An 18,854-nucleotide genomic window follows, 5' to 3' on the forward strand; every position below is an offset into this window, starting at 1 on the left:
AATGACAATTAGGCATTTGAAAATATTTATAACAGTTGCAGAATGTGGAAAGATGCGTAAGGCAGCAGAGCTTTTATATATTTCTCAGCCTACTGTAAGTCAAGCCATTGCGGAGCTTGAACAGTATTATGGAGTTAAATTATTTGAGCGATTAGCACAAAAAATTTATTTAACAGTAAGTGGAAAGCAGCTTCTAAGCTATGCTCGGCATATTGTAGAAGATTTTGAAAATCTAGACTTAGCGATGAAGTTTGTAGGAAGTAAAGCAAGAATACGACTAGGAGGAAGTGTCTCCGTGGGAAGTTGCTTTTTTGAACCTCTGATGTCAGAGGCTGAGAAGTTAATTCCAGGATTGGATTTGCGTGTTGTTATTAACAATACGGAATATATAGAAAAAAGGCTGCTAGTGAGTGAGTTGGATTTAGCTATTGTAGAGGGTGTAGTGCAAAGCACGGACTTAATGAGAAGTCAATTGCAAATGGATGAACTGGTCATTGTGGTAGGGAAAGGGCATCCTTTTTACACTAGAGAGGAAATTCACTTAACTGAATTAGAAGGAGAAAATTATATTGCAAGAGAAGATGGTAGCACCCTTAGAAACCAATATGAACTTTTGCTAATAGAGCATAATATTAGATTAGAGCATAAATGGAGTAGTTCTAATATAGAGCCTATTAAAAAAGCTGTAATAGGAGGCAAAGGATTGGCTATTTTGTCAAAACTTATTATTCAAAAAGAGATACAGGAGGGGCTCCTAAAGGTTATTCCTGTTAAAGGGATTCAAGTAACAAGAGAGATACAACTTATCTACCATAAAGACAAGTTTATATCTCCTCAGCTTAATCAGTTTATAGAACTGATTAAAAGAATGATTAAATAGAAAATAAATTTAAATAAAAGTATAGAGCAAAGTGCCAATGACACCACTTCCAAAAATAATGGCAATAGCATTTACTTTAAATCGACGTAAGCAATATAGGCCAGTTACAAAGAGCAGACATTCAATACCACGGAAATTGGAGCTTGAAATATCAGATAGTCCACCATTAAATAAGGCTAAAAGAAGAATGGCCATACCAGCAGAAGCAATTAAAGCGACAACAGCAGGACGAAGTGCAGCAAGTACTTTTTGTACACCTGAAAATTGTCGATATTTATAATAGAAAAAGGCTAAAGTTAAACAAATAATAAAGGCAGGTAGTATACAACCAAGGGTGCAGATAATGGCACCAGGTATACCAGCAATCCTTGTTCCCACAAAAGTAGCTGAATTAATAGAAATAGGTCCAGGGGTCATTTCAGCAATGGTGATTAAATCTGTAAATTCAGCCAGTGTCATAAGCTGGAGGGTATTGACGATTTGGTCTTGAATTAAGGGGATAGCAGCATAGCCTCCTCCTACACTGAATAAGCCTACTTGTATAAAACTAAAAAATAATTTAAGGAGCATGTTTATCCCTCACTTCCTGTAGTTTCTTTTTTTGCATTTAAATCCAATAATAATTCAATGATTCCAATGGCAAGACAAGCTAAGATGATAAGCATCGCACTAACATCCATAAAGAAAGTTAAAATAAAGGCAATAAGCATGACGGAGATATAAACGAATCTTCGTGTATGAATCACATTTTTGGCAAGATTAAGAACCACATCAAAGATAACGGCTGCTACACCTGCTCGCATGACTTGCAAAGCTGTTGCAATGACGGTGTTTTCTCTAAATTGTTGATAGAAAACAGAAATAATAGAAATGATAATCATAGGGGGAAGGGATGTCCCTAAAATGGCAACTAATGCCCCTAATAGACCATGCATACGGTAACCAATAATGACAGAGGCGTTAATAGGAATAGGACCAGGAGAAGATTGGGCAATAGCTGTGATATCTAACATTTCCTCTTCTTGAAACCAACCTAGCTCTTCTACAAATTTCTTTTTCATTAAAGAAACAATAACAAACCCACCACCAAAGGTAAAAGCACTTAATGTAAAAGTAGCGTGAAAGAGTTTCCATAAAATATTTTTATCAGTTGTTGAATTTTTCATTGTTTACCTCCCAAAGATATTTCTATAGTTATCATAGTCTATTTTGATTGATAAGTAAAACATATATATATTATAGAGTTGATAGGTAAAAACTATCAACTTATTTTACTAAAAGCAAATAAATAAGGAAATAACTAAAGAGGATTCCATTTCGAAATCCTCTTTAGTTATTTCCTTATTTATTTTTTTCAGCTGCTTGTGCATCTGCTTTAGTTGGATGGATCGTACCAAAAGGATGCTGGGGTGGTGCATAGATTGTATAAAGCTTAAGGGGGGTAACACCTATATTTACTACATTATGCCAAGTACCTGCTGGTACAATGAAGGCATCATCATCAAATACAGTTTGTTGAAAATTAGGAGTGCTGCTATTATCTCCCATCATGATAATAGCTTTTCCTTTTTCTATTCGAAAAAACTGATCTACATTCTCATGCATTTCTAAGCCAATTTCTTCACCCGGTAGCAGACTCATTAAGGTAAGTTGTAAGTGTTTTCCCGTCCATAAAGTAGTACGGAAATTTTGATTGGCTTCAGTTACTTTATCAATATTTACAACAAAAGGATAAGCCCCATAGTCTTTTAACTGCTGTGTTATAGGTGAAGCAGATTGACTGTTTCGGGGAGAGATAGGTATTTTGTAGCCTTGAGTACGTGTACCAGTTATGTTGGGTGTGGATTGAGTAGAAGGCCTGCGATTAAAATTCATGTATTTTCTCCTTTTATATAAGCAATATATTACTAGTATATGTGGGGGCTTCAAATAGGGTGATAAAGGAATAATATAAACATTCATAAATGTTGTAACACTTAGAGAGGTTGTAGTATGATAGATAGGAAAAAGGAGGGAAAGAACATGAAAGTATTTGTATATAGTTATAGAGATTTTGATGAAGAGATATTTTTTCAGAAATATGCTAAAGAATATGGGATTGAATTAGGGATTTCAAGAGAGGCACCTACTTTAGAAAATGCTCATTTAGCGGAAGGCTATCCTTATATAAGTATTATTACGACACCTATTGATGGCGCTCTCATAGATAAATTTTATGAATTAGGAGTAAAGATGATTTCTACTCGTACCATTGGATATGATCATGTGAATATTAAGCGTGCCAAAGAAGTGGGGATGCACATAAGTAATGTCACTTATTCACCACATGGAGTCGCTGATTATACGATTATGCTCATGCTTATGGCTATTCGTAAAATGAAACGCATTATGGAAAGAGCAATGATAAATGATTTTTCACTAAAAGGCATCCAAGGAAGAGAACTTTCTCAATTTACTGTTGGCATATTAGGAACAGGCAAAATTGGAACAAAGGTTTTACAGTATCTAAGCGGTTTTGGATGTAAGCTCTATGCTTATGATGCTTACCCTAATGATGAAGCTAAAAAATATGCAGATTATGTGGATTTAGAGACACTTTATAAAGAATGTGATTTACTTTCTTTACATATGGATTTAAATAAGGATAACTATCACTTAATTAATAAAGAAAGTTTAGCAAAAATGAAGGATCAAGTAGTGATTATCAATACTGCACGAGGTGCCCTTATTGATTCAACGGCTCTTATTGAAGCTTTAGAAAATGGGAAAATAGGTGCAGTGGGTTTAGATGTGATAGAAAATGAATTTAATTTATATTATTATGACTTAAAAGATAATAGAGTAGAAAACAGAGAACTTTTTATACTCAGAGGCTTTCCTAATGTAGTAGTAACACCTCATATGGCTTTTTATACGGATCAAGCTATTAGTGATATGGTTTTGCATTCTTTACAGTCTTGCTATTATATGGAACAAGGAAAGGAAAATCCTTGGCAGGTTGTTTAGTAAAAATGTCCCTTCGTGACTTTCTTGGTTACGAAGGGACATTTTTAGTCAAATATTAAAGGGGCAAAGGGGTAAAAGTTAACGATTTCTTGAGCTTAATAATAACTAAAAGAGCAATTACTAGAGCAAAAGCACCGGTAAGTATATTACTAATCATCATGACAACACCGACACTCTCACTTCCAAGTAGGGTATAGTTTTGTAAATACCATAAAACAGGAATACGAAAGATAAACACACGACAAAAGTTAATAAGCAAGGTGAGTTTAGTGTAGCCAAAGCCATAGAGTAGCGCCATAACAGCAGCATTAATCCCTAATGGGATACAACCTAATGCTTCATAACGGTAAATTTTAGCAATAAGGTAAGCGAATTCACTATCTGAACCTGCAAACAACATACTAAGTGGGGCAAGAAAGTTGAGTGTTAAAAACTGGCCTATTATGCCTAAGAGGATATTAAGAACAAGGAGTTTCCAGAAAGCTTCTAAGGCTCTTTTAGGCTGTCCTGCTCCTAGATTTTGGCTAATTACAGCTGCTGCTCCCTCTTGAAAGCCATTTTGAGGATTAGTAGTAATCCCACCTAAATTGTTAGAGATACCTAAAGCACCTACTGTAAGTGTGCCATAGTGGCTACTCATAGAATTGACAACTACCTTTCCTAAGGAAAAAGCTACTTTTTCTACGATAACTGGAAAAGAAAGTGTTAGCATAGGCCATGTAACAGGACCTTTAAAGGTAATCTCCTTAAAAGAAAAGCTAAAAGCATTGTTTTTCTCACGTAAATTAACAAGGGCAGCTATTAGAATAAGGAGTTGAGAAAGCACTGTAGCTACAGCAATCATAGTGATACCTGTATTTAAAAAATAGACAAAATAGGCTGTAAGAGCAAGCTTAAATAAAATAGCAAGGAAATTAAGATAAAGAATGCGTTTTGAATTTCCTCTTGCTCGTTCAATAGCGATATAAACATTATTAAAGAAGCTAATAACCATACTAATAAGTTCAACAATAAAATAAGAAGTACCAATAGCAATAAGTTCAGGTGGTGTTTTAGCAAAGGCTAAAAAAGAAGGCGTAAAGGGCAGTAATAGCAAAATAATAACGCTGAGCAAGCCACATAAACCAAAGAGACTGCTCACTCTTGCCTTAACCAAGGCATAATTACCAGCGCCATAGGCCTCACTAATTTTTAAGCTGGCACCAACAGCTAAGCCTCCTCCGATAGCAGAGAGGGTTAGATTGATTTGTGATAAATAAGCAACGGCAGAAACAGCTTCTGCATTGATAGAAGCTGCCATCATAGTATCTAAAATTTTGAAAAGCTGGTTTAGGCTTTGATAAAGTGCAAGAGGCATACAAACGTGTAAGAGAACGCGCCACATATTTCCAGTTAAGGCAAAAACACGAAATTGTTGATCTTTTTGAGACAAGTTGGCTTCGGGAGTTTTCATAGTCAAGTCCTTTCTAAAAGATACCCTAAAGGTATTCTCAATGTAGTTACTTTTAAAGGATATAACAAAAAGAAAGGGAGTACTACGAATTTCCTATGGATTTAAGAAGACACTACTGTTTTTTTGCCATACATTGTATAATAAATAGAGAAAGGGGTGAAGAGATGTTAATGAAGGAAAATCAAAGCTTTTTTATGGACAGAATTAAAAGGGAGCCTTTTTTTAAGATGTCTACAGCCCATGTGCATCCTTATTATGAAATTTACTATCTTCTTTCAGGTAAGAGAAAAATGTTTATAAATCATACACTTTACACAGTAGATAAGGGAGATATACTTATTATTGATAAGGGAGAATTACATCGTACAACTTTTATTGGAGATGGACCTCATGAACGTATAGTTATTAATTTTACAGATTGCTTTTTGGAACCTTTATTTAAAAATATTGGAAAGGAAGGAAGCTTGAGCGCTTTGACGACTGCACATTTAGCCATCCCTATAGGGAGAAAGAAGTATGTAGAAGAGCTTTTAGATAAGATAACTTATGAAGGAGAGCTGCATGATAGGTTTTCAGAGATGCTTCAGCGTAATCACTTCTATGAACTACTTGTTTTTTTAATGAGATGCCAGGCTTTCCAAAAAAAAGAAGATGTAGTGAAAGATGTGGTTGATGTTAAGATGCAAGAAGCTGCAAAATACATTTGTGAGCATTATGAGGATGCCCTCACATTAGAAGAAATAGCTGAACGTGTGCATATGAGTCCAACTTATTTTTCAAAGAAATTTAAAAAAGTAACGGGGTTTGGATTCAAGGAGTATATAGGGCAAGTACGCATAAAGGAAGCTTCTCATTTATTGCTAGAAACCAAGGCTTCCATTACAGACATTGCCCTTGCCTGTGGTTTTTCAGATAGCAACTATTTTGGAGATGTGTTTAAAAAACTAAAAGGGATATCACCCTATAAATATAGACAAAATAAAGGGGCTCTTTAAGAGCCCTACTTAGATTGACCAGCTACTTCTTCAAGTTGTGTCAGTATTTGAGAAACACCAATATGCCAATTAGGATCTTCTGCATATTTGCGATTGAGCCATTTGATAGGATCTTCATCAGGTGGACAATCTTTACTAAGATTTAAGATAGTACGCGCTGCAATACGGGACGTATCTGTAATATTGGTATTGAAGTCTTGCCAGCTTCCATAAACATTAAAGGGGTTATTGGCAATAGTAGAGGCTTTATGATGATCAACTGGTACAAAGCCTTGTTCTTGACCTGTAATGGCAAAAAGAAGCAAGGGATTGATATTAAACTCCTCTGCTACAGCCATGATACTATCAAAGTAAGGTGTTTTGGCAAGGAGAGATTGTTTGTTGGTAAGCCAATTAGTAAGTGCAAGTTCATCAATGTCTTTATAACGGAGCTCAGGCTGCAATGGACTCTCTAAAGAAGGAGTCTCCTCATTGCTTTCAGTACGGATAGGGGGAGCTAATGGCTGGATCGCTAGGGTTTCCATCGTTTCTATATAGAGCTGCTTTTCTTCATGGCTACGGTATAAAGAATAAGATAAGGTGCAGGTAAGAAAGATAAGGGTGACACTCTGAAGCATCAAGACTTTATGCGTTTTCAAGTAAGTCCAGACCTTACGAACCAACTCCATAAAAAGAGGTAGATAAGAAGTTTGCCTAGTAGAAGCTATAGATGGAGTAAGCTGCCTAGAAGGTGTAAGCTCTGTTAAAAGATTTTGCACCTCGTTCATTGACAGTGCCTTTGGATGATGGGCACTTAGCCAAGTAGCAATAGGGGTTAATAAGAGGGGATTTTCCTCTTGCAAAATAGAACATACTTTAAAGATGTCCAAGTAGTTAATAGAAAAAGCATCTCTAGTAATTGCTTGCTCAAGCACAGCTCTTTTAATACGTTGACACTCCTCTTTATTAAAGGCTTTAAGATTTTGATTTAGGAGTTCGTGGACAGCTTTGGCAAAGAGACAAGCAGAATCATGAGAGGAGATATAGGGATATTTTTGACGAATAGACGTTTTTAGGATATGAATTTGGTCGTCAGTAATCAGTTCCTTGGTTTGCAAGGTTTCTAAAACGTTCATTTTCATTCTCCTTTTCATAAGTCTTAGTTTGCTTAAAGTATCTTTATTTTATACAATTTTAGAAAAAATGTAAATGAAGAATTGTAAAAAATAGGGAAATATAGAACATATATACCAAAAGGTACGCTGTCCTCTTTTTGAGGGAGCGTACCTTTTGGTTTTTAGGCTTTAAGATGAGTTTCTCTAAAGATAGCTTGGCTGTTACGTTCAGCTAATTGTTTAATGGACCATTCATATTGGCAAAGCAAAACAGGATCGCCATCTTCAGTTTCGGCTAAGAGCGTATCGGAGGTGAGTTTGAAGCTCGAGTAATCAAAGTTCTCCATTTCAATCCAACGAATAAAATGGTAAGGAAGCATCTGGGTTTTAATGTCTACACCATATTCATTTTTAAGACGGTATTCTAATACCTCAAACTGAAGCACACCAACTACCCCTATAATTAATTCTTCCGTTCCAGAAAAGTGAGGTTTAAAAACCTGCACAGATCCTTCTTCTGCTAATTGAGTAATTCCTTTAATAAACTGTTTACGCTTAAGAGCATTCAGAGTCGATACACGCATAAAATGCTCAGGAGCAAATTGAGGAATACCTTCATACCTTAAGTTAATAGCATCACTACACAAAGTATCACCAATATTAAAAATACCAGGATCATGGAGTCCAATGATATCTCCTGCATAAGCAGTTTCCACAGTCACACGATCTTGAGCTAAAAATTGTTGAGGTTGTGCAAGTTTGACCTTTTTACCTTTTTGTATATGGTTAACAAGCATGCCTTTTTCAAATTTGCCAGAACAAATGCGAAGGAAAGCAATACGGTCACGATGAGCAGGATTCATATTAGCTTGGATTTTGAAAATAAATCCAGAAAAATAAGGAGCTGTAGGGTTGATAGGACCAAGATTACTTTGGCGAGGCTGTGGAGAGGTTGTAATCTCTAGAAAGGCTTCAAGGAAAGGTTCTACACCAAAGTTAGTCAGGGCACTTCCAAAAAAAACAGGTGTTAACTCGCCAGCTAAAATTTGTTCAAGGTCAAAAGCATCTCCTGCCGTATCAAGAAGTTCAATATCTTCTAGGAGCTTTTCGTGAAGGCTACTTCCTAAGAGGCTACTAAATTTTTCGTCAGAAGGATCTCCTTTTATAGCCTGCGCAATAGACTCCCCGTGATTGTTGTCATCAAAAAGCTCAATTTGCATTTTACGACGATTATAGACCCCTTTAAAATCTTTACCACTTCCAATAGGAAAGTCCATAGGGTAAGATCGAATCCCTAAGACATTTTCTAATTCTTCTAAAAGATCAAAAGGATCCTTGCCGTGAGCATCCATCTTATTGATAAAAGTAAAGATAGGGATACCTCGCATTTTACAGACTTTGAATAGTTTCTTGGTTTGTTCTTCTACCCCTTTAGCAGCGTCAATAACCATGACCGCACTATCAGCAGCAACCAGTGTGCGATACGTATCCTCACTAAAATCTTGGTGACCTGGGGTATCTAAGATATTGATACAACAGCCGTTGTAATTAAACTGAAGTACGCTGGAGGTAACAGAAATACCCCTTTGCTTTTCAATTTCCATCCAGTCAGACACAGCATATTTTTGAGAACGACGTGACTTAACTGAACCAGCGGAACGAATAGCTCCACCATAGAGTAAAAATTTTTCAGTTAAAGTTGTCTTACCCGCATCGGGGTGAGAGATAATCGCAAAGGTTCTACGTTTTTGTATTTCAGCTTGATGCTCTAAATTTTCTATCGCCATTTTATCCGTCCTTATCTTTTTATCACACTAAATTTATTCTTCACAATACAACATATTATTATCCTATGTGACGGGATAAAATGTCAAGAGTCATTAAGTTCTTTTACTAAATTCCGCTTTGCATTTAGGACAGGTAATACGGATGTTCCCACGACCCTTGGGGACACGTAAAGCTTGTTTGCACTGTGGGCAATGATAATAGCGATGGGTCTTCATCCCTTTTAAACGCGACCAATAACCCAGAGCCTTCTTTTTAGTAGGGTACCAGTAACGCAAAAAACGGAAGTTTTCTTGTTGTCTTTTTGAGATGTTTTTAGAAAAGATACGTAAGTAGCAGAGTATTAGAGGTACATACGTAATGAGAGAGAGATAGGGGAAATCTATAAATGCTAAAATAAGAGAAAGTGGTAGGGAGAGAAGCAAGAGAAAGATAGACAGTTGATCCACACCGTAACGTCCTTGCATAAATTTTTTAAACCATTCCATAAAAAAACTCCTTTCATAGAGATACACTTTAATTTTAAATTGATTATAACCTAAAAAGATTAAGTACGTATATAGAAAAAAAGTAGAAAATAGAGGGTGCAATCTTGCACAGAGGAAGAAGAGTCTTTAAGATAGAGATAATAAAGTTTAATCCTAATTTTATACATAAAGGAGAAAGAAAATGAAATTACTAACTTTTAAGCGAGGAGAAAAAGAAGAAGTAGGTGTTTTGAGCCAAGAGGAGCAGAAGGTATATAGCCTAAGTACTTTGGGACTTCACTACAAAGACATGAATGAATGGCTTGAAAAAGGAACGAAAGAAGAGTGGGAACAGATAGAAAAAAAGCTTCAACAAAATTTAGAGGGAGGTTTTTTACTAAAAGAGGTAGAACTACTTGCACCTATTCCTCGACCAAAACAAGATGTGATTTGCTTAGGGATTAACTACCTGGCTCATGCAGAAGAATCAGCACGTTATAAAAAAGAGGCCTTTGGTGGTGAACGTCCTTATGCCATCTATTTTTCTAAACGTGTTAGAGAGGCAGTACAAGATGGAGGGGTTATTCCTAGCTATGAAGGACTTGTAGACAGCTTGGATTATGAAGTAGAGCTTGCTATTATCATAGGAAAAGAGGCAAAAAAGGTAAGCAAAGAAGAAGCCTTTGATTATGTACTAGGCTATACTATTATCAATGATATAAGTGCTCGTACATTGCAAACCAGACATAAGCAGTGGTACTTTGGAAAAAGCTTGGATGGTTTTTGCCCAATGGGACCTTGGATTGTAACCAAGGATGAAATTCCCCTACCACCCCATTTAGCTATTTCCTCGAAGGTAAATGGCGAACTAAGACAAAAGGCTAATACCAGCTTACTTATTTTTGACATAGCACATGTGATTAGTGAACTTTCTCAAGGAATGACACTTGAGGCAGGAACGATCATCGCTATGGGGACGCCAGCAGGAGTAGGAATGGGCTTTGAACCACCTAAGTTCCTAAAAACGGGAGATGTCATTGAATGTGAAATAGAGGGAATTGGCAAGTTAACAAATCATATTTTATAAATTAACTAAAAAGAGAAGGGTTTTATAGGAAAACTTAGAAAGGTTGTCATTGGAAAAAAGAATAAAAATATTTTATAATAGAACAGATAACAACATTTAAGAGACGTAGGTGAAACAATGAATACTTTAAAATCTTTTATTAAGTACTATAAACCCTATCAAGGTTTATTTTGGATGGATATGTGTTGTGCCCTTACTTTATCAGGGATTGATTTGGCCTTTCCGCTTTTTGTGAAATTTCTCATGGAGGATGTCTATACACTCCGTAACCCAGAGGTAATGCTAAACTATACATTAGTTATGGGGGCACTTCTACTGGGATTGTACATTTTAAAATATTTTTGTCAATATTTTATTACTTCTTGGGGACATATTATGGGGGCTAAGATGGAAGCAGATATGCGTCGCGACCTATTTGGACACTTGGAGAAGCTTTCCTTTTCTTATTATGATGAAACCAATACAGGAAAATTAATGTCACGTATTGTCAATGACCTTTTTGATATTTCGGAATTAGCCCATCATGGGCCTGAGGATGTTTTTATTTCTGCTATTAAGCTTATAGGGACCTTTGGCATATTAAGTTTTATTAATTATAAGCTAACAGCCATTCTTTTGTTTTTTACTCTGTTAATGCTTATCTTTTCAACAACCTATAATCGGCGCATGCGCCAAGTTTTTCGCATCAATCGCGAAAAAATTGCCAATGTCAACGCTATTGCTCAAGATGCATTAGGAGGCATACGTGTAGTGAAATCCTTTGCCAATGAAGAACAGGAAATGGCTAAGTTTGAAGAAGGAAATGCGGCTTTTTTAGCTACTAAATGTGATAGCTATAAAATTATGGGTCGTTTCTTTAGTGGAAATGGCTTCTTTCAAGGAATTCTCTATTTAGCTGTTGTGCTAGCTGGAGGGATCTTCATCACACAAGGTTCTCTTCAATTAATTGACTTAACCGTTTATATTCTCTATATCAATACTTTTTTAAACCCTATTGAGAAATTAGTAAACTTTACAGAGCAATTTCAGAAAGGAATGACAGGTTTTGAACGCTTTTTAGAAATTATGAATATACATCCAGATATTCAGGATGCACCTGATGCAGAAGAATTAAAAGAAGTAAAGGGTACTATTCAATTTGAAGGAGTTTCTTTTAGCTATGATGATAAAGAACATGTGTTATCTCAAATAGATATGCATATCCCAGCAGGTAAAACGATTGCTTTAGTAGGACCATCAGGTGGAGGAAAGACTACCTTTTGTTCACTTATTCCTCGTTTTTATGAGGTAAGTGAAGGGCGTATCACACTAGATGGAAGAGATATTCGTAGGCTCACACAAAAGTCATTGCGTAAGGCTATAGGCATTGTACAGCAAGATGTCTATCTCTTTGCAGGAACAGTACGAGAGAATATTGCCTATGGTAAACAAGAGGCAACAGATGAGGAAATTATTGAAGCTGCTAAAAAAGCACATATTCATGACTTTGTTCAAAGTTTACCTCACGGTTATGATACGTATATTGGAGAACGAGGTGTAAAGCTTTCGGGTGGACAAAAGCAGCGTCTCTCTATTGCACGTGTTTTTCTAAAAAATCCTCCTCTTCTCATTTTAGATGAAGCCACATCAGCACTTGATAATGAAAGTGAACGTTTTATTCAACAGTCTTTAAATGAGCTTGCCAAGAATCGGACGACTTTAGTGATTGCACATCGCTTAAGTACCATTCGCCATGCCGATGAAATTGTGGTATTGACAGAAGAAGGGATTAAGGAAAAAGGAAGTCATGAGACACTTCTTGCTAAAGACGGTGTTTACGCCTATTTATATCACATGCAATTTGAACAATAATAGAAAACACGCTCTCCTAAAAATAAGGAGGGCGTGTTTTTTTAGAGCTATCTGTTTGTAAAGGAAATTTTAAGGGAATGAATAGAAAGGAGCTACTTGCGTACCTCATAGAAGAAGAGTATAATAATGAAAAATGCAAATGATTCGCAACAAGGAGTGAAGAAATGAAAAAAAGAAAGAACAAAAGATGGATATTTTTACTCTGCTTAGGATTAGTTTGGAGCTTAGTAGGTTGCCAAGGAAAGGCTGAACCTTCTACAAAAGAGGATAAGTTGCAGCTAGTAACCTCTTTTTATCCCATATATATTGCTACATTAAATGTGATAAAGGATGTACCCAATGTGGAGCTTGTTAACATGACAGAACCTATTACAGGTTGCTTACATGATTACAGTTTAACGACAAAGGATATGAAGCTTCTTGAAAAAGCAGATGCCTTTATTATAAACGGAGCAGATATGGAAGCTTTTATGGACAAGGTAACTACTCAGCTTCAGAACTTAACTATTATTGAAGCAAGTAAAGGAATACCTCTTATTGAAGAAGGGGAAGAGGTCAATCCCCATGTTTGGGTAAGCATCTCAAAAGCTATCATGCAGGTTAATCACATTGCAGAAGGATTAAAAGAATTAGATCCTTTGCACAGTGCCCTTTATGAAGCCAATGCGAAGGCTTATACTGAGAAACTAGAAGCTTTAAAACAAGAGATGCATAGCACACTAGATAAGATTGACCAAAAAGAAATTGTTACTTTTCATGAAGCTTTTCCTTATTTTGCAGAAGAATTTGGTCTTGATATCATTGGTGTAGTAGAAAGAGAGCCTGGTTCTCAGCCAAGTGTTAAAGAGTTAGCAGATACTGTAGAACAAATTAAAGCTTATGGTATAAAAGCTCTTTTTGCCGAACCACAGTATCCAACTAAAGCTGCAGAAACCATTGCAAAAGAAACAGGAGCTCAGGTATATGTCCTTGATCCTGCTGTAACAGGTCCGATGATGGAGGATGCTTACTTAGAAATTATGAGAAATAATTTAGCTGTATTAAAAGAAGCTCTTGAATAAAGAGAAGAAAGGAACATAACAATGGAAAAACCTACATGTGGGCATTGCTTCACACAAATTCGCAATATGTCTGTAAAAAAAGGGAAGAATAGTATTTTAAAGAACATTAATTGGGACATCCATTGTGGAGAATTAGTAGCAGTGATTGGTGTGAATGGAGCAGGAAAAAGCACACTTTTAAAGGCACTTTTAGGTGAAGTACCTTACCAAGGAGAGATTGCTTTTCAAAATACGAATAAGATAGGCATGCATCCACCTATAATGGGGTATGTGCCACAAAAATTAGAATTTGACTTAAGCTCACCTGTGAGTGTCCTAGATATTTTTGCTGCAACTCAGAGCAAACGCCCTGTTTGGTTAGGGGTGAGTAGAAAGATGCGCGAGCAAATAAAGGAAAGTTTAAGGCGTGTAGAAGCAGAGTATTTAATGGATAGGCGTATTGGGGTACTTTCTGGAGGCGAACTACAACGTGTTTTGCTGGCGCTTGCCTTAGAGCCTATGCCTAATATTTTATTGTTAGATGAACCTGTAGCAGGAATGGATGCAAATGGGTTGAAGTTGTTTTATGAGACCGTATCCCATATTAGAGAAAAGTATGATTTAGCCATTGTCCTTGTTTCGCATGATTTAGAATTAGTAGCACACTATGCAGATCAAATGATTGTAATACATCAAGGCCAGTTAATTGCCAAAGGGAAACCTAAAGAAGTTTTTAAAAAGCCAAAAGTAGAAGCTATCTTTAAGCAAAGCTTCTCAAAGGCAGGAGGAGCGAAGGGATGATGGAAAAAATATATGCTTTAATGGATATTTTGCTACCCTTTGAATGGGCTCAGTATACATTTATGAAAAATGCACTTTTAGGTATTTTATTGGTAAGTCCTTTATTTGGCATGTTAGGTACCATGGTAGTCAATAATAAGATGGCTTTTTTTTCAGATGCACTGGGTCATTCAGCATTAACAGGAATTGCCATAGGTGTACTCTTAGGCTTTAAACAGCCCCTTTGGTCTATGATGGCTTTTTCTCTCCTACTTACATTAGGGATTGTGAAGGTAAAGAATGCCAAAACAGCGTCTATGGATACAATTATTGGAGTTTTTTCTGCCATGGCAGTTGCTTTAGGCATTGTTATTTTATCGTATCGTGGAGGGTTTTCAAAGTATACCGTTTATCTTATAGGAGATTTACTTAGCATAACACCTACGGATTTAGGACTTTTAACACTCGCTTTTATAGGTGTTCTTTTGTTTTGGATGTTGGGTTTTAACCAGTTATTTTTAGTAAGTTTAAACCCTTCTCTTGCTAAAAGCAGAGGGCTGTCCTTAGCTGTTTGGGAATATCTTTTTACACTACTAGTGGCAGTGATTGTGACGTTATCCATTCAATGGGTAGGTACACTCATTATTAGTTCCCTACTTATTTTGCCAGCAGCAGCTTCGCGTAACATTGCCCACAATACAAAGCAATATGTAGGTTTTTCTATTGGACTTGCTTTTGTGGCAGGGCTAAGCGGGCTACTCCTTTCGTATTTTATAGAATCTGCCTCTGGTGCAACCATTGTGCTTGTATTAGGGATATTCTTTTGTATTACCTATATGCTTAAAATAAAAAGCACCCAAGAGGGTGCCTAATGTCTTAATTGACAGGTTGCACAATAACCTAAGATTTCAATTTTATGGTCAATTACTTCAAAGTCAGTAGCTTTTGTAACAGCCTCATCTAGAATATTACAAGGGCAGTCAGGAATAGGAAAGCATTGATGACATTTAAGACAAACCATATAATGTTTATGAGCAGGTGTATAGAGCTCATAAACATTTTTTTTATCTTCAGATAAAGTATTTCGTACTACAAGATGGTGGGCTTCAAAGTTTTCTAAAATACGGTAGACAGTGGAAAGATGAATGGTAGGATGCAGCGGAAGGGCTTTGGTATAGAGTTCTTCAACAGAAGCTGGTCTCGTAAGATGACGTAGAAGATTTAATACAATATCTCTTTGCTGACTATATTTGATGCCATGTTGGCGAAGAAGTTCTTTATTAGAGACTGTCATGAAATAACTCCTTTCAAAAACAAAATTAAAGATACTATTATTATAGTCTATTTGATAAAAAAAGCTATGTTTTCCTTTAGAAAAGGCGAAAACACCTTCTTGTAAAAAGTATGTTATAATAGAGAAAAATAAGAGCAGTCTTAGAGAGGGAAAGGGTTAACGAATGGTCTGGGAAGTTTTTAAGATATATGAAGGGTTCGAGCTCTTAGAAGAGAGAGAACTCAGGGAAATAGAAAGCATAGGTCGTGTTTTTAAGCATGTACAAAGTGGTGCAAGACTTGTGGCATTAGAAAATAAAGATCCTCATAAAGTATTTAGCGTAAGCTTCAAAACACCTCCTAGTGATGATACGGGTGTAGCGCATATTTTAGAGCATGCAGTCTGTTGTGCATCCGAGAAATATCCACTCAAAGATGCTTTTGTAGCTTTTGAAAAAGGTTCTTTATGTACGACCTTTAATGCCTGTACGTATCCAGATATGACAATGTATTATGGTGCAACCTTACATGAAAGAGATTTGCAGCATATAATAGAAGTTTTAATGGATTTGGTTTTTCATCCTCTTATTTATAAAGATGATTTGTTTTTCAAGCAAGAGGGATGGCATTATGAGCTAGATGCATCACATAAGCGGCTTGAATATAGTGGTGTTGTTTATAATGAAATGTTAAGTGAATATAGTGATCCTAGTGCTTATCTTCAGAGAAGTATCCATCGTAAACTCTTTCCAGATACGCCCTATGCCTATGATTCGGGTGGTATACCAGAAAAAATTGTTACTTTAAAAGAAGAAGATTTTTTAGCTTTTCATCAAAAATATTATCAAGGTGCTAATAGCTATCTCTATCTGTATGGAAATGGTGATTTACTTACTCAGCTTAAGCTTTTAAATGAAACACTAAGAGGTGTGAGGAGTGAACCAGTAGAAGAGTCTCGTTTATGGCAAGTACCTTTTAAGACACCACAAATAGACTATACAGTTTATCCTTCTTTTTATGATGAGGATGAAGCTTATTTGGCATGGAGTTTTGTCGTAGGTAAAGCAGAAGATGCACAGCTTAGACTAGGTTTTGAAGTATTAGAACATCTTCTGCTTAAAAGTGCAGCATCTCCTCTTACCAAGGCACTAGTGGGAGAAAACCCCATAGGAAAAAGCTTAGAAGAAGGAGGCTATGATACAGCTAAAAGGCAACCCACCTTTTCCATTATCTTAAAAGGAAGTGATAAAAAACAAGTAGAAACTTTCAAAAAGCGTATACAAAAGACTCTAAAAACTTTAGTAGAAGAAGGTATCGATCGGGAACTGCTCAATGCTTCTTTACATACCATAGGTTTTTCTTTGAAGGAGGCAGAATACGCCTATGAAGCAAAAGGGGTGTTGTATGGTGAAATGGTGTTAAATAGTGCACTATATGAGGGAGAGCCTTTTGGACATCTTGCTTACGAAGAGTCTTTTGATAAACTTAAAGATTTAGTAGATAAAGGGTATTTTGAATTTCTTATTCAAACCTATTTTTTAGAAAATCCTCATCAACTTCTTACAGTTTTAACACCTTCTAAAAAAGAAGCAAAAGCTCTTCAGAAAAGAAAACGAAAAGCTCTTTATCACAAAAGAAAAACACTTTTACCTAGTGAACTTCAAGCTATCTGCAAGCTAAAGGAGCGTTTAGAAGAGGAGCCGCTAGAAGAAGTAAGAGGGCTTTTGCCTTGTCTTAAAAAAGAGGATCTAGAGAAGGAAGTTCCCTCTTTTACCTTTCAACAAGAAAACTGGGGACAAACCCCAGTGATTTATGAGACAGCAGGTATACAGGGCATTGTATACGTCCACTTGCTATTTAACACAACCTATGTGCAGGAGGAAGATTTACCTTATGTAGGACTTCTAACCCAGCTTTTAACATATGTAGGAACAACGACTCTTTCAGCAGAGGCTTTAGAAAATCGGATTAACAGCTTAACGGGTGGTATTAATTGTAGTTTAAATACGTATACAAAAGGTTATTTAAAAAGTCCACAAACACCTTATTTAAAAATAAGTGGAAAGGTTGAAAAAGAGGTTCTAGAAGACTTTGCAAACCTTATGCTACAGATTGTAACGGCTACCATCTTTAAAGAAAAAAATAAAATAAAAGAAATGATACGCTTTGTACACTATGAAATGAAGCGCAGCTTTGAAAGTGCTCCAGAATATCGCGCAATGAAAAGACTTTTTAAACATTTTACATGGGCAGGTGCTTATGAGGATCAAGTAGGAGGAATGGCTTATTATTATTTTTTAGAAGAGTTAGAAGAGCATTTTGAAGAACGGATTGAAGGGGTGTGTGAAAAGCTTGAGAAGGTCTATCGCTGCATTTTTCATCAAGATGCACTTACAATAAGTTTTACAAGCTTACCATCTTATTATGAGAAAGTGAGAGGATGTTTAGAACGTATTAAAAGGGCTTTACCACACATAAGATTGATGAAGCAAGACTATCTCTTTCAATTTGCTCCACAAAAAGAGGCCTATATCACCTCTCATGCCTTATATACTGTTGCAATGGGCGGTAATTTTGTAGAGAAAGGGTATCCTTTTCATGGTGCCTTGTATGTCATAAGTGGTTTGTTAGAAAGTAATTATTTATGGGAGAAGGTACGTATGCAAGGGGGAGCCTATGGCTGTGATCTAGTTATTGATCGCACAGGTAATGTACTTCTTTGTTCTTATGCTGACCCTCACCTTAAAGTAACTTTGGAAGTTTATGAGAAGATAGGCACTTTTTTGCGTGAGCTTTCAATGGAGCAAGAGGAACTAGATCAACTGATTATAGGTACCATTGGTGCGATGGATATGCCACTTACAACGGAGCAACGTAGTGAAAGAGCTTTAAGTTATGCTTTAAGTGACATAACGTGGGAGATATTAGCCAAGGAACGTAAAGAAATATTAAGCCTTACACCAGAGCATTTAAAATCTTACGCTGTCTATCTAGAAGAAGCTCTGAGATCTGCTTCTCTTTGTGTAATGGGAAATGAAAAAATACTAAGAGAAGAGACTTTAACAGGGGATAGTTTAATGAAATTTCGAATAACTTTTCTTTAAAAAAACTTCATAGATGTTACCTTTTTGGGGAATTCTAAAA

Annotated in this window: 17 protein-coding genes; 9 read left to right on the forward strand and 8 right to left on the reverse strand. The window is 36.2% G+C overall.

Annotated elements, in window-relative coordinates; genetic code table 11:
• Window position 1 precedes the first annotated feature (1 nt).
• Window positions 2-880, forward strand: coding sequence for a LysR family transcriptional regulator (locus CS063_RS04990; protein WP_099448593.1), 879 nt, complete (start codon window positions 2-4; stop codon window positions 878-880).
• A gap of 9 nt (window positions 881-889) precedes the next feature.
• Here CS063_RS04990 and CS063_RS04995 read toward each other — a convergent pair whose 3' ends face one another.
• The 3 genes from CS063_RS04995 to CS063_RS05005 all read right to left on the reverse strand — a co-directional run bounded on the left by CS063_RS04995 (window position 890) and on the right by CS063_RS05005 (window position 2,755).
• Window positions 890-1,450 (reverse strand): chromate transporter, encoded by a 561-nt coding sequence (locus CS063_RS04995; protein ID WP_099448594.1) that lies wholly within the window; start codon window positions 1,448-1,450, stop codon window positions 890-892.
• Between the two features lie 2 nt (window positions 1,451-1,452).
• Window positions 1,453-2,046 carry a chromate transporter gene (locus tag CS063_RS05000; RefSeq protein WP_099448595.1) on the reverse strand — a complete coding sequence of 198 codons (594 nt, stop codon included), beginning with the start codon at window positions 2,044-2,046 and terminating at the stop codon, window positions 1,453-1,455.
• A 175-nt stretch (window positions 2,047-2,221) separates the two neighbouring features.
• Window positions 2,222-2,755 (reverse strand): cupin domain-containing protein, encoded by a 534-nt coding sequence (locus tag CS063_RS05005; RefSeq protein ID WP_180270691.1) that lies wholly within the window; start codon window positions 2,753-2,755, stop codon window positions 2,222-2,224.
• Between the two features lie 147 nt (window positions 2,756-2,902).
• On the opposite strand from CS063_RS05005, the gene CS063_RS05010 reads away from it, so the two are divergent.
• Window positions 2,903-3,886 (forward strand): D-isomer specific 2-hydroxyacid dehydrogenase family protein, encoded by a 984-nt coding sequence (locus CS063_RS05010; protein ID WP_099448597.1) that lies wholly within the window; start codon window positions 2,903-2,905, stop codon window positions 3,884-3,886.
• A 55-nt stretch (window positions 3,887-3,941) separates the two neighbouring features.
• Here CS063_RS05010 and CS063_RS05015 read toward each other — a convergent pair whose 3' ends face one another.
• Entirely contained in the window at window positions 3,942-5,339 is a 1,398-nt protein-coding gene (locus CS063_RS05015) for an MATE family efflux transporter (protein ID WP_099448598.1), read from the reverse strand.
• Between the two features lie 164 nt (window positions 5,340-5,503).
• On the opposite strand from CS063_RS05015, the gene CS063_RS05020 reads away from it, so the two are divergent.
• Complete coding sequence (locus CS063_RS05020) at window positions 5,504-6,334, forward strand: helix-turn-helix transcriptional regulator (protein ID WP_180270692.1); 831 nt, start codon at window positions 5,504-5,506, stop codon at window positions 6,332-6,334.
• Window positions 6,335-6,339: 5 nt separating this feature from the next.
• On the opposite strand, the gene CS063_RS05025 is transcribed toward CS063_RS05020, so the two are convergent.
• The 3 genes from CS063_RS05025 to CS063_RS05035 form a co-directional block, all read right to left on the reverse strand.
• Complete coding sequence (locus CS063_RS05025; RefSeq protein ID WP_099448600.1) at window positions 6,340-7,449, reverse strand: glucosaminidase domain-containing protein; 1,110 nt, start codon at window positions 7,447-7,449, stop codon at window positions 6,340-6,342.
• A 161-nt stretch (window positions 7,450-7,610) separates the two neighbouring features.
• Entirely contained in the window at window positions 7,611-9,215 is a 1,605-nt protein-coding gene (locus tag CS063_RS05030; protein WP_099448601.1) for a peptide chain release factor 3, read from the reverse strand.
• 93 nt (window positions 9,216-9,308) lie between these two features.
• Complete coding sequence (locus CS063_RS05035; protein WP_099448602.1) at window positions 9,309-9,701, reverse strand: hypothetical protein; 393 nt, start codon at window positions 9,699-9,701, stop codon at window positions 9,309-9,311.
• Window positions 9,702-9,882: 181 nt separating this feature from the next.
• Between CS063_RS05035 and CS063_RS05040 the strand changes: the two genes are divergently transcribed.
• The 5 genes from CS063_RS05040 (at window position 9,883) to CS063_RS05060 (ending at window position 15,310) form a co-directional block, all read left to right on the forward strand.
• Entirely contained in the window at window positions 9,883-10,767 is an 885-nt protein-coding gene (locus CS063_RS05040) for a fumarylacetoacetate hydrolase family protein (protein WP_099448603.1), read from the forward strand.
• A 117-nt stretch (window positions 10,768-10,884) separates the two neighbouring features.
• Window positions 10,885-12,618 carry an ABC transporter ATP-binding protein gene (locus CS063_RS05045; protein ID WP_099448604.1) on the forward strand — a complete coding sequence of 578 codons (1,734 nt, stop codon included), beginning with the start codon at window positions 10,885-10,887 and terminating at the stop codon, window positions 12,616-12,618.
• 164 nt (window positions 12,619-12,782) lie between these two features.
• Window positions 12,783-13,679: a metal ABC transporter substrate-binding protein gene (locus CS063_RS05050; RefSeq protein WP_099448605.1), complete on the forward strand. Its 897-nt coding sequence runs from the start codon at window positions 12,783-12,785 to the stop codon at window positions 13,677-13,679.
• Window positions 13,680-13,700: 21 nt separating this feature from the next.
• Window positions 13,701-14,459 carry a metal ABC transporter ATP-binding protein gene (locus CS063_RS05055; protein ID WP_099448606.1) on the forward strand — a complete coding sequence of 253 codons (759 nt, stop codon included), beginning with the start codon at window positions 13,701-13,703 and terminating at the stop codon, window positions 14,457-14,459.
• Window positions 14,456-15,310 (forward strand): metal ABC transporter permease, encoded by an 855-nt coding sequence (locus tag CS063_RS05060; RefSeq protein WP_099448607.1) that lies wholly within the window; start codon window positions 14,456-14,458, stop codon window positions 15,308-15,310. Before CS063_RS05055 ends, CS063_RS05060 begins: the two co-directional genes overlap by 4 nt.
• Here the strand turns inward: CS063_RS05060 and CS063_RS05065 are convergent.
• On the reverse strand, window positions 15,307-15,732 hold the full coding sequence (locus tag CS063_RS05065) for a Fur family transcriptional regulator (protein ID WP_099448608.1): 426 nt from the start codon (window positions 15,730-15,732) through the stop codon (window positions 15,307-15,309). The genes CS063_RS05060 and CS063_RS05065 overlap by 4 nt on opposite strands.
• Before the next feature lie 163 nt (window positions 15,733-15,895).
• On the opposite strand from CS063_RS05065, the gene CS063_RS05070 reads away from it, so the two are divergent.
• On the forward strand, window positions 15,896-18,814 hold the full coding sequence (locus CS063_RS05070) for an insulinase family protein (RefSeq protein ID WP_099448609.1): 2,919 nt from the start codon (window positions 15,896-15,898) through the stop codon (window positions 18,812-18,814).
• Window positions 18,815-18,854: the final 40 nt, after the last annotated feature.

Origin of the sequence: Sporanaerobium hydrogeniformans (genome assembly GCF_002735925.1) — a bacterium.
GTDB lineage: Bacteria > Bacillota > Clostridia > Lachnospirales > Cellulosilyticaceae > Sporanaerobium > Sporanaerobium hydrogeniformans.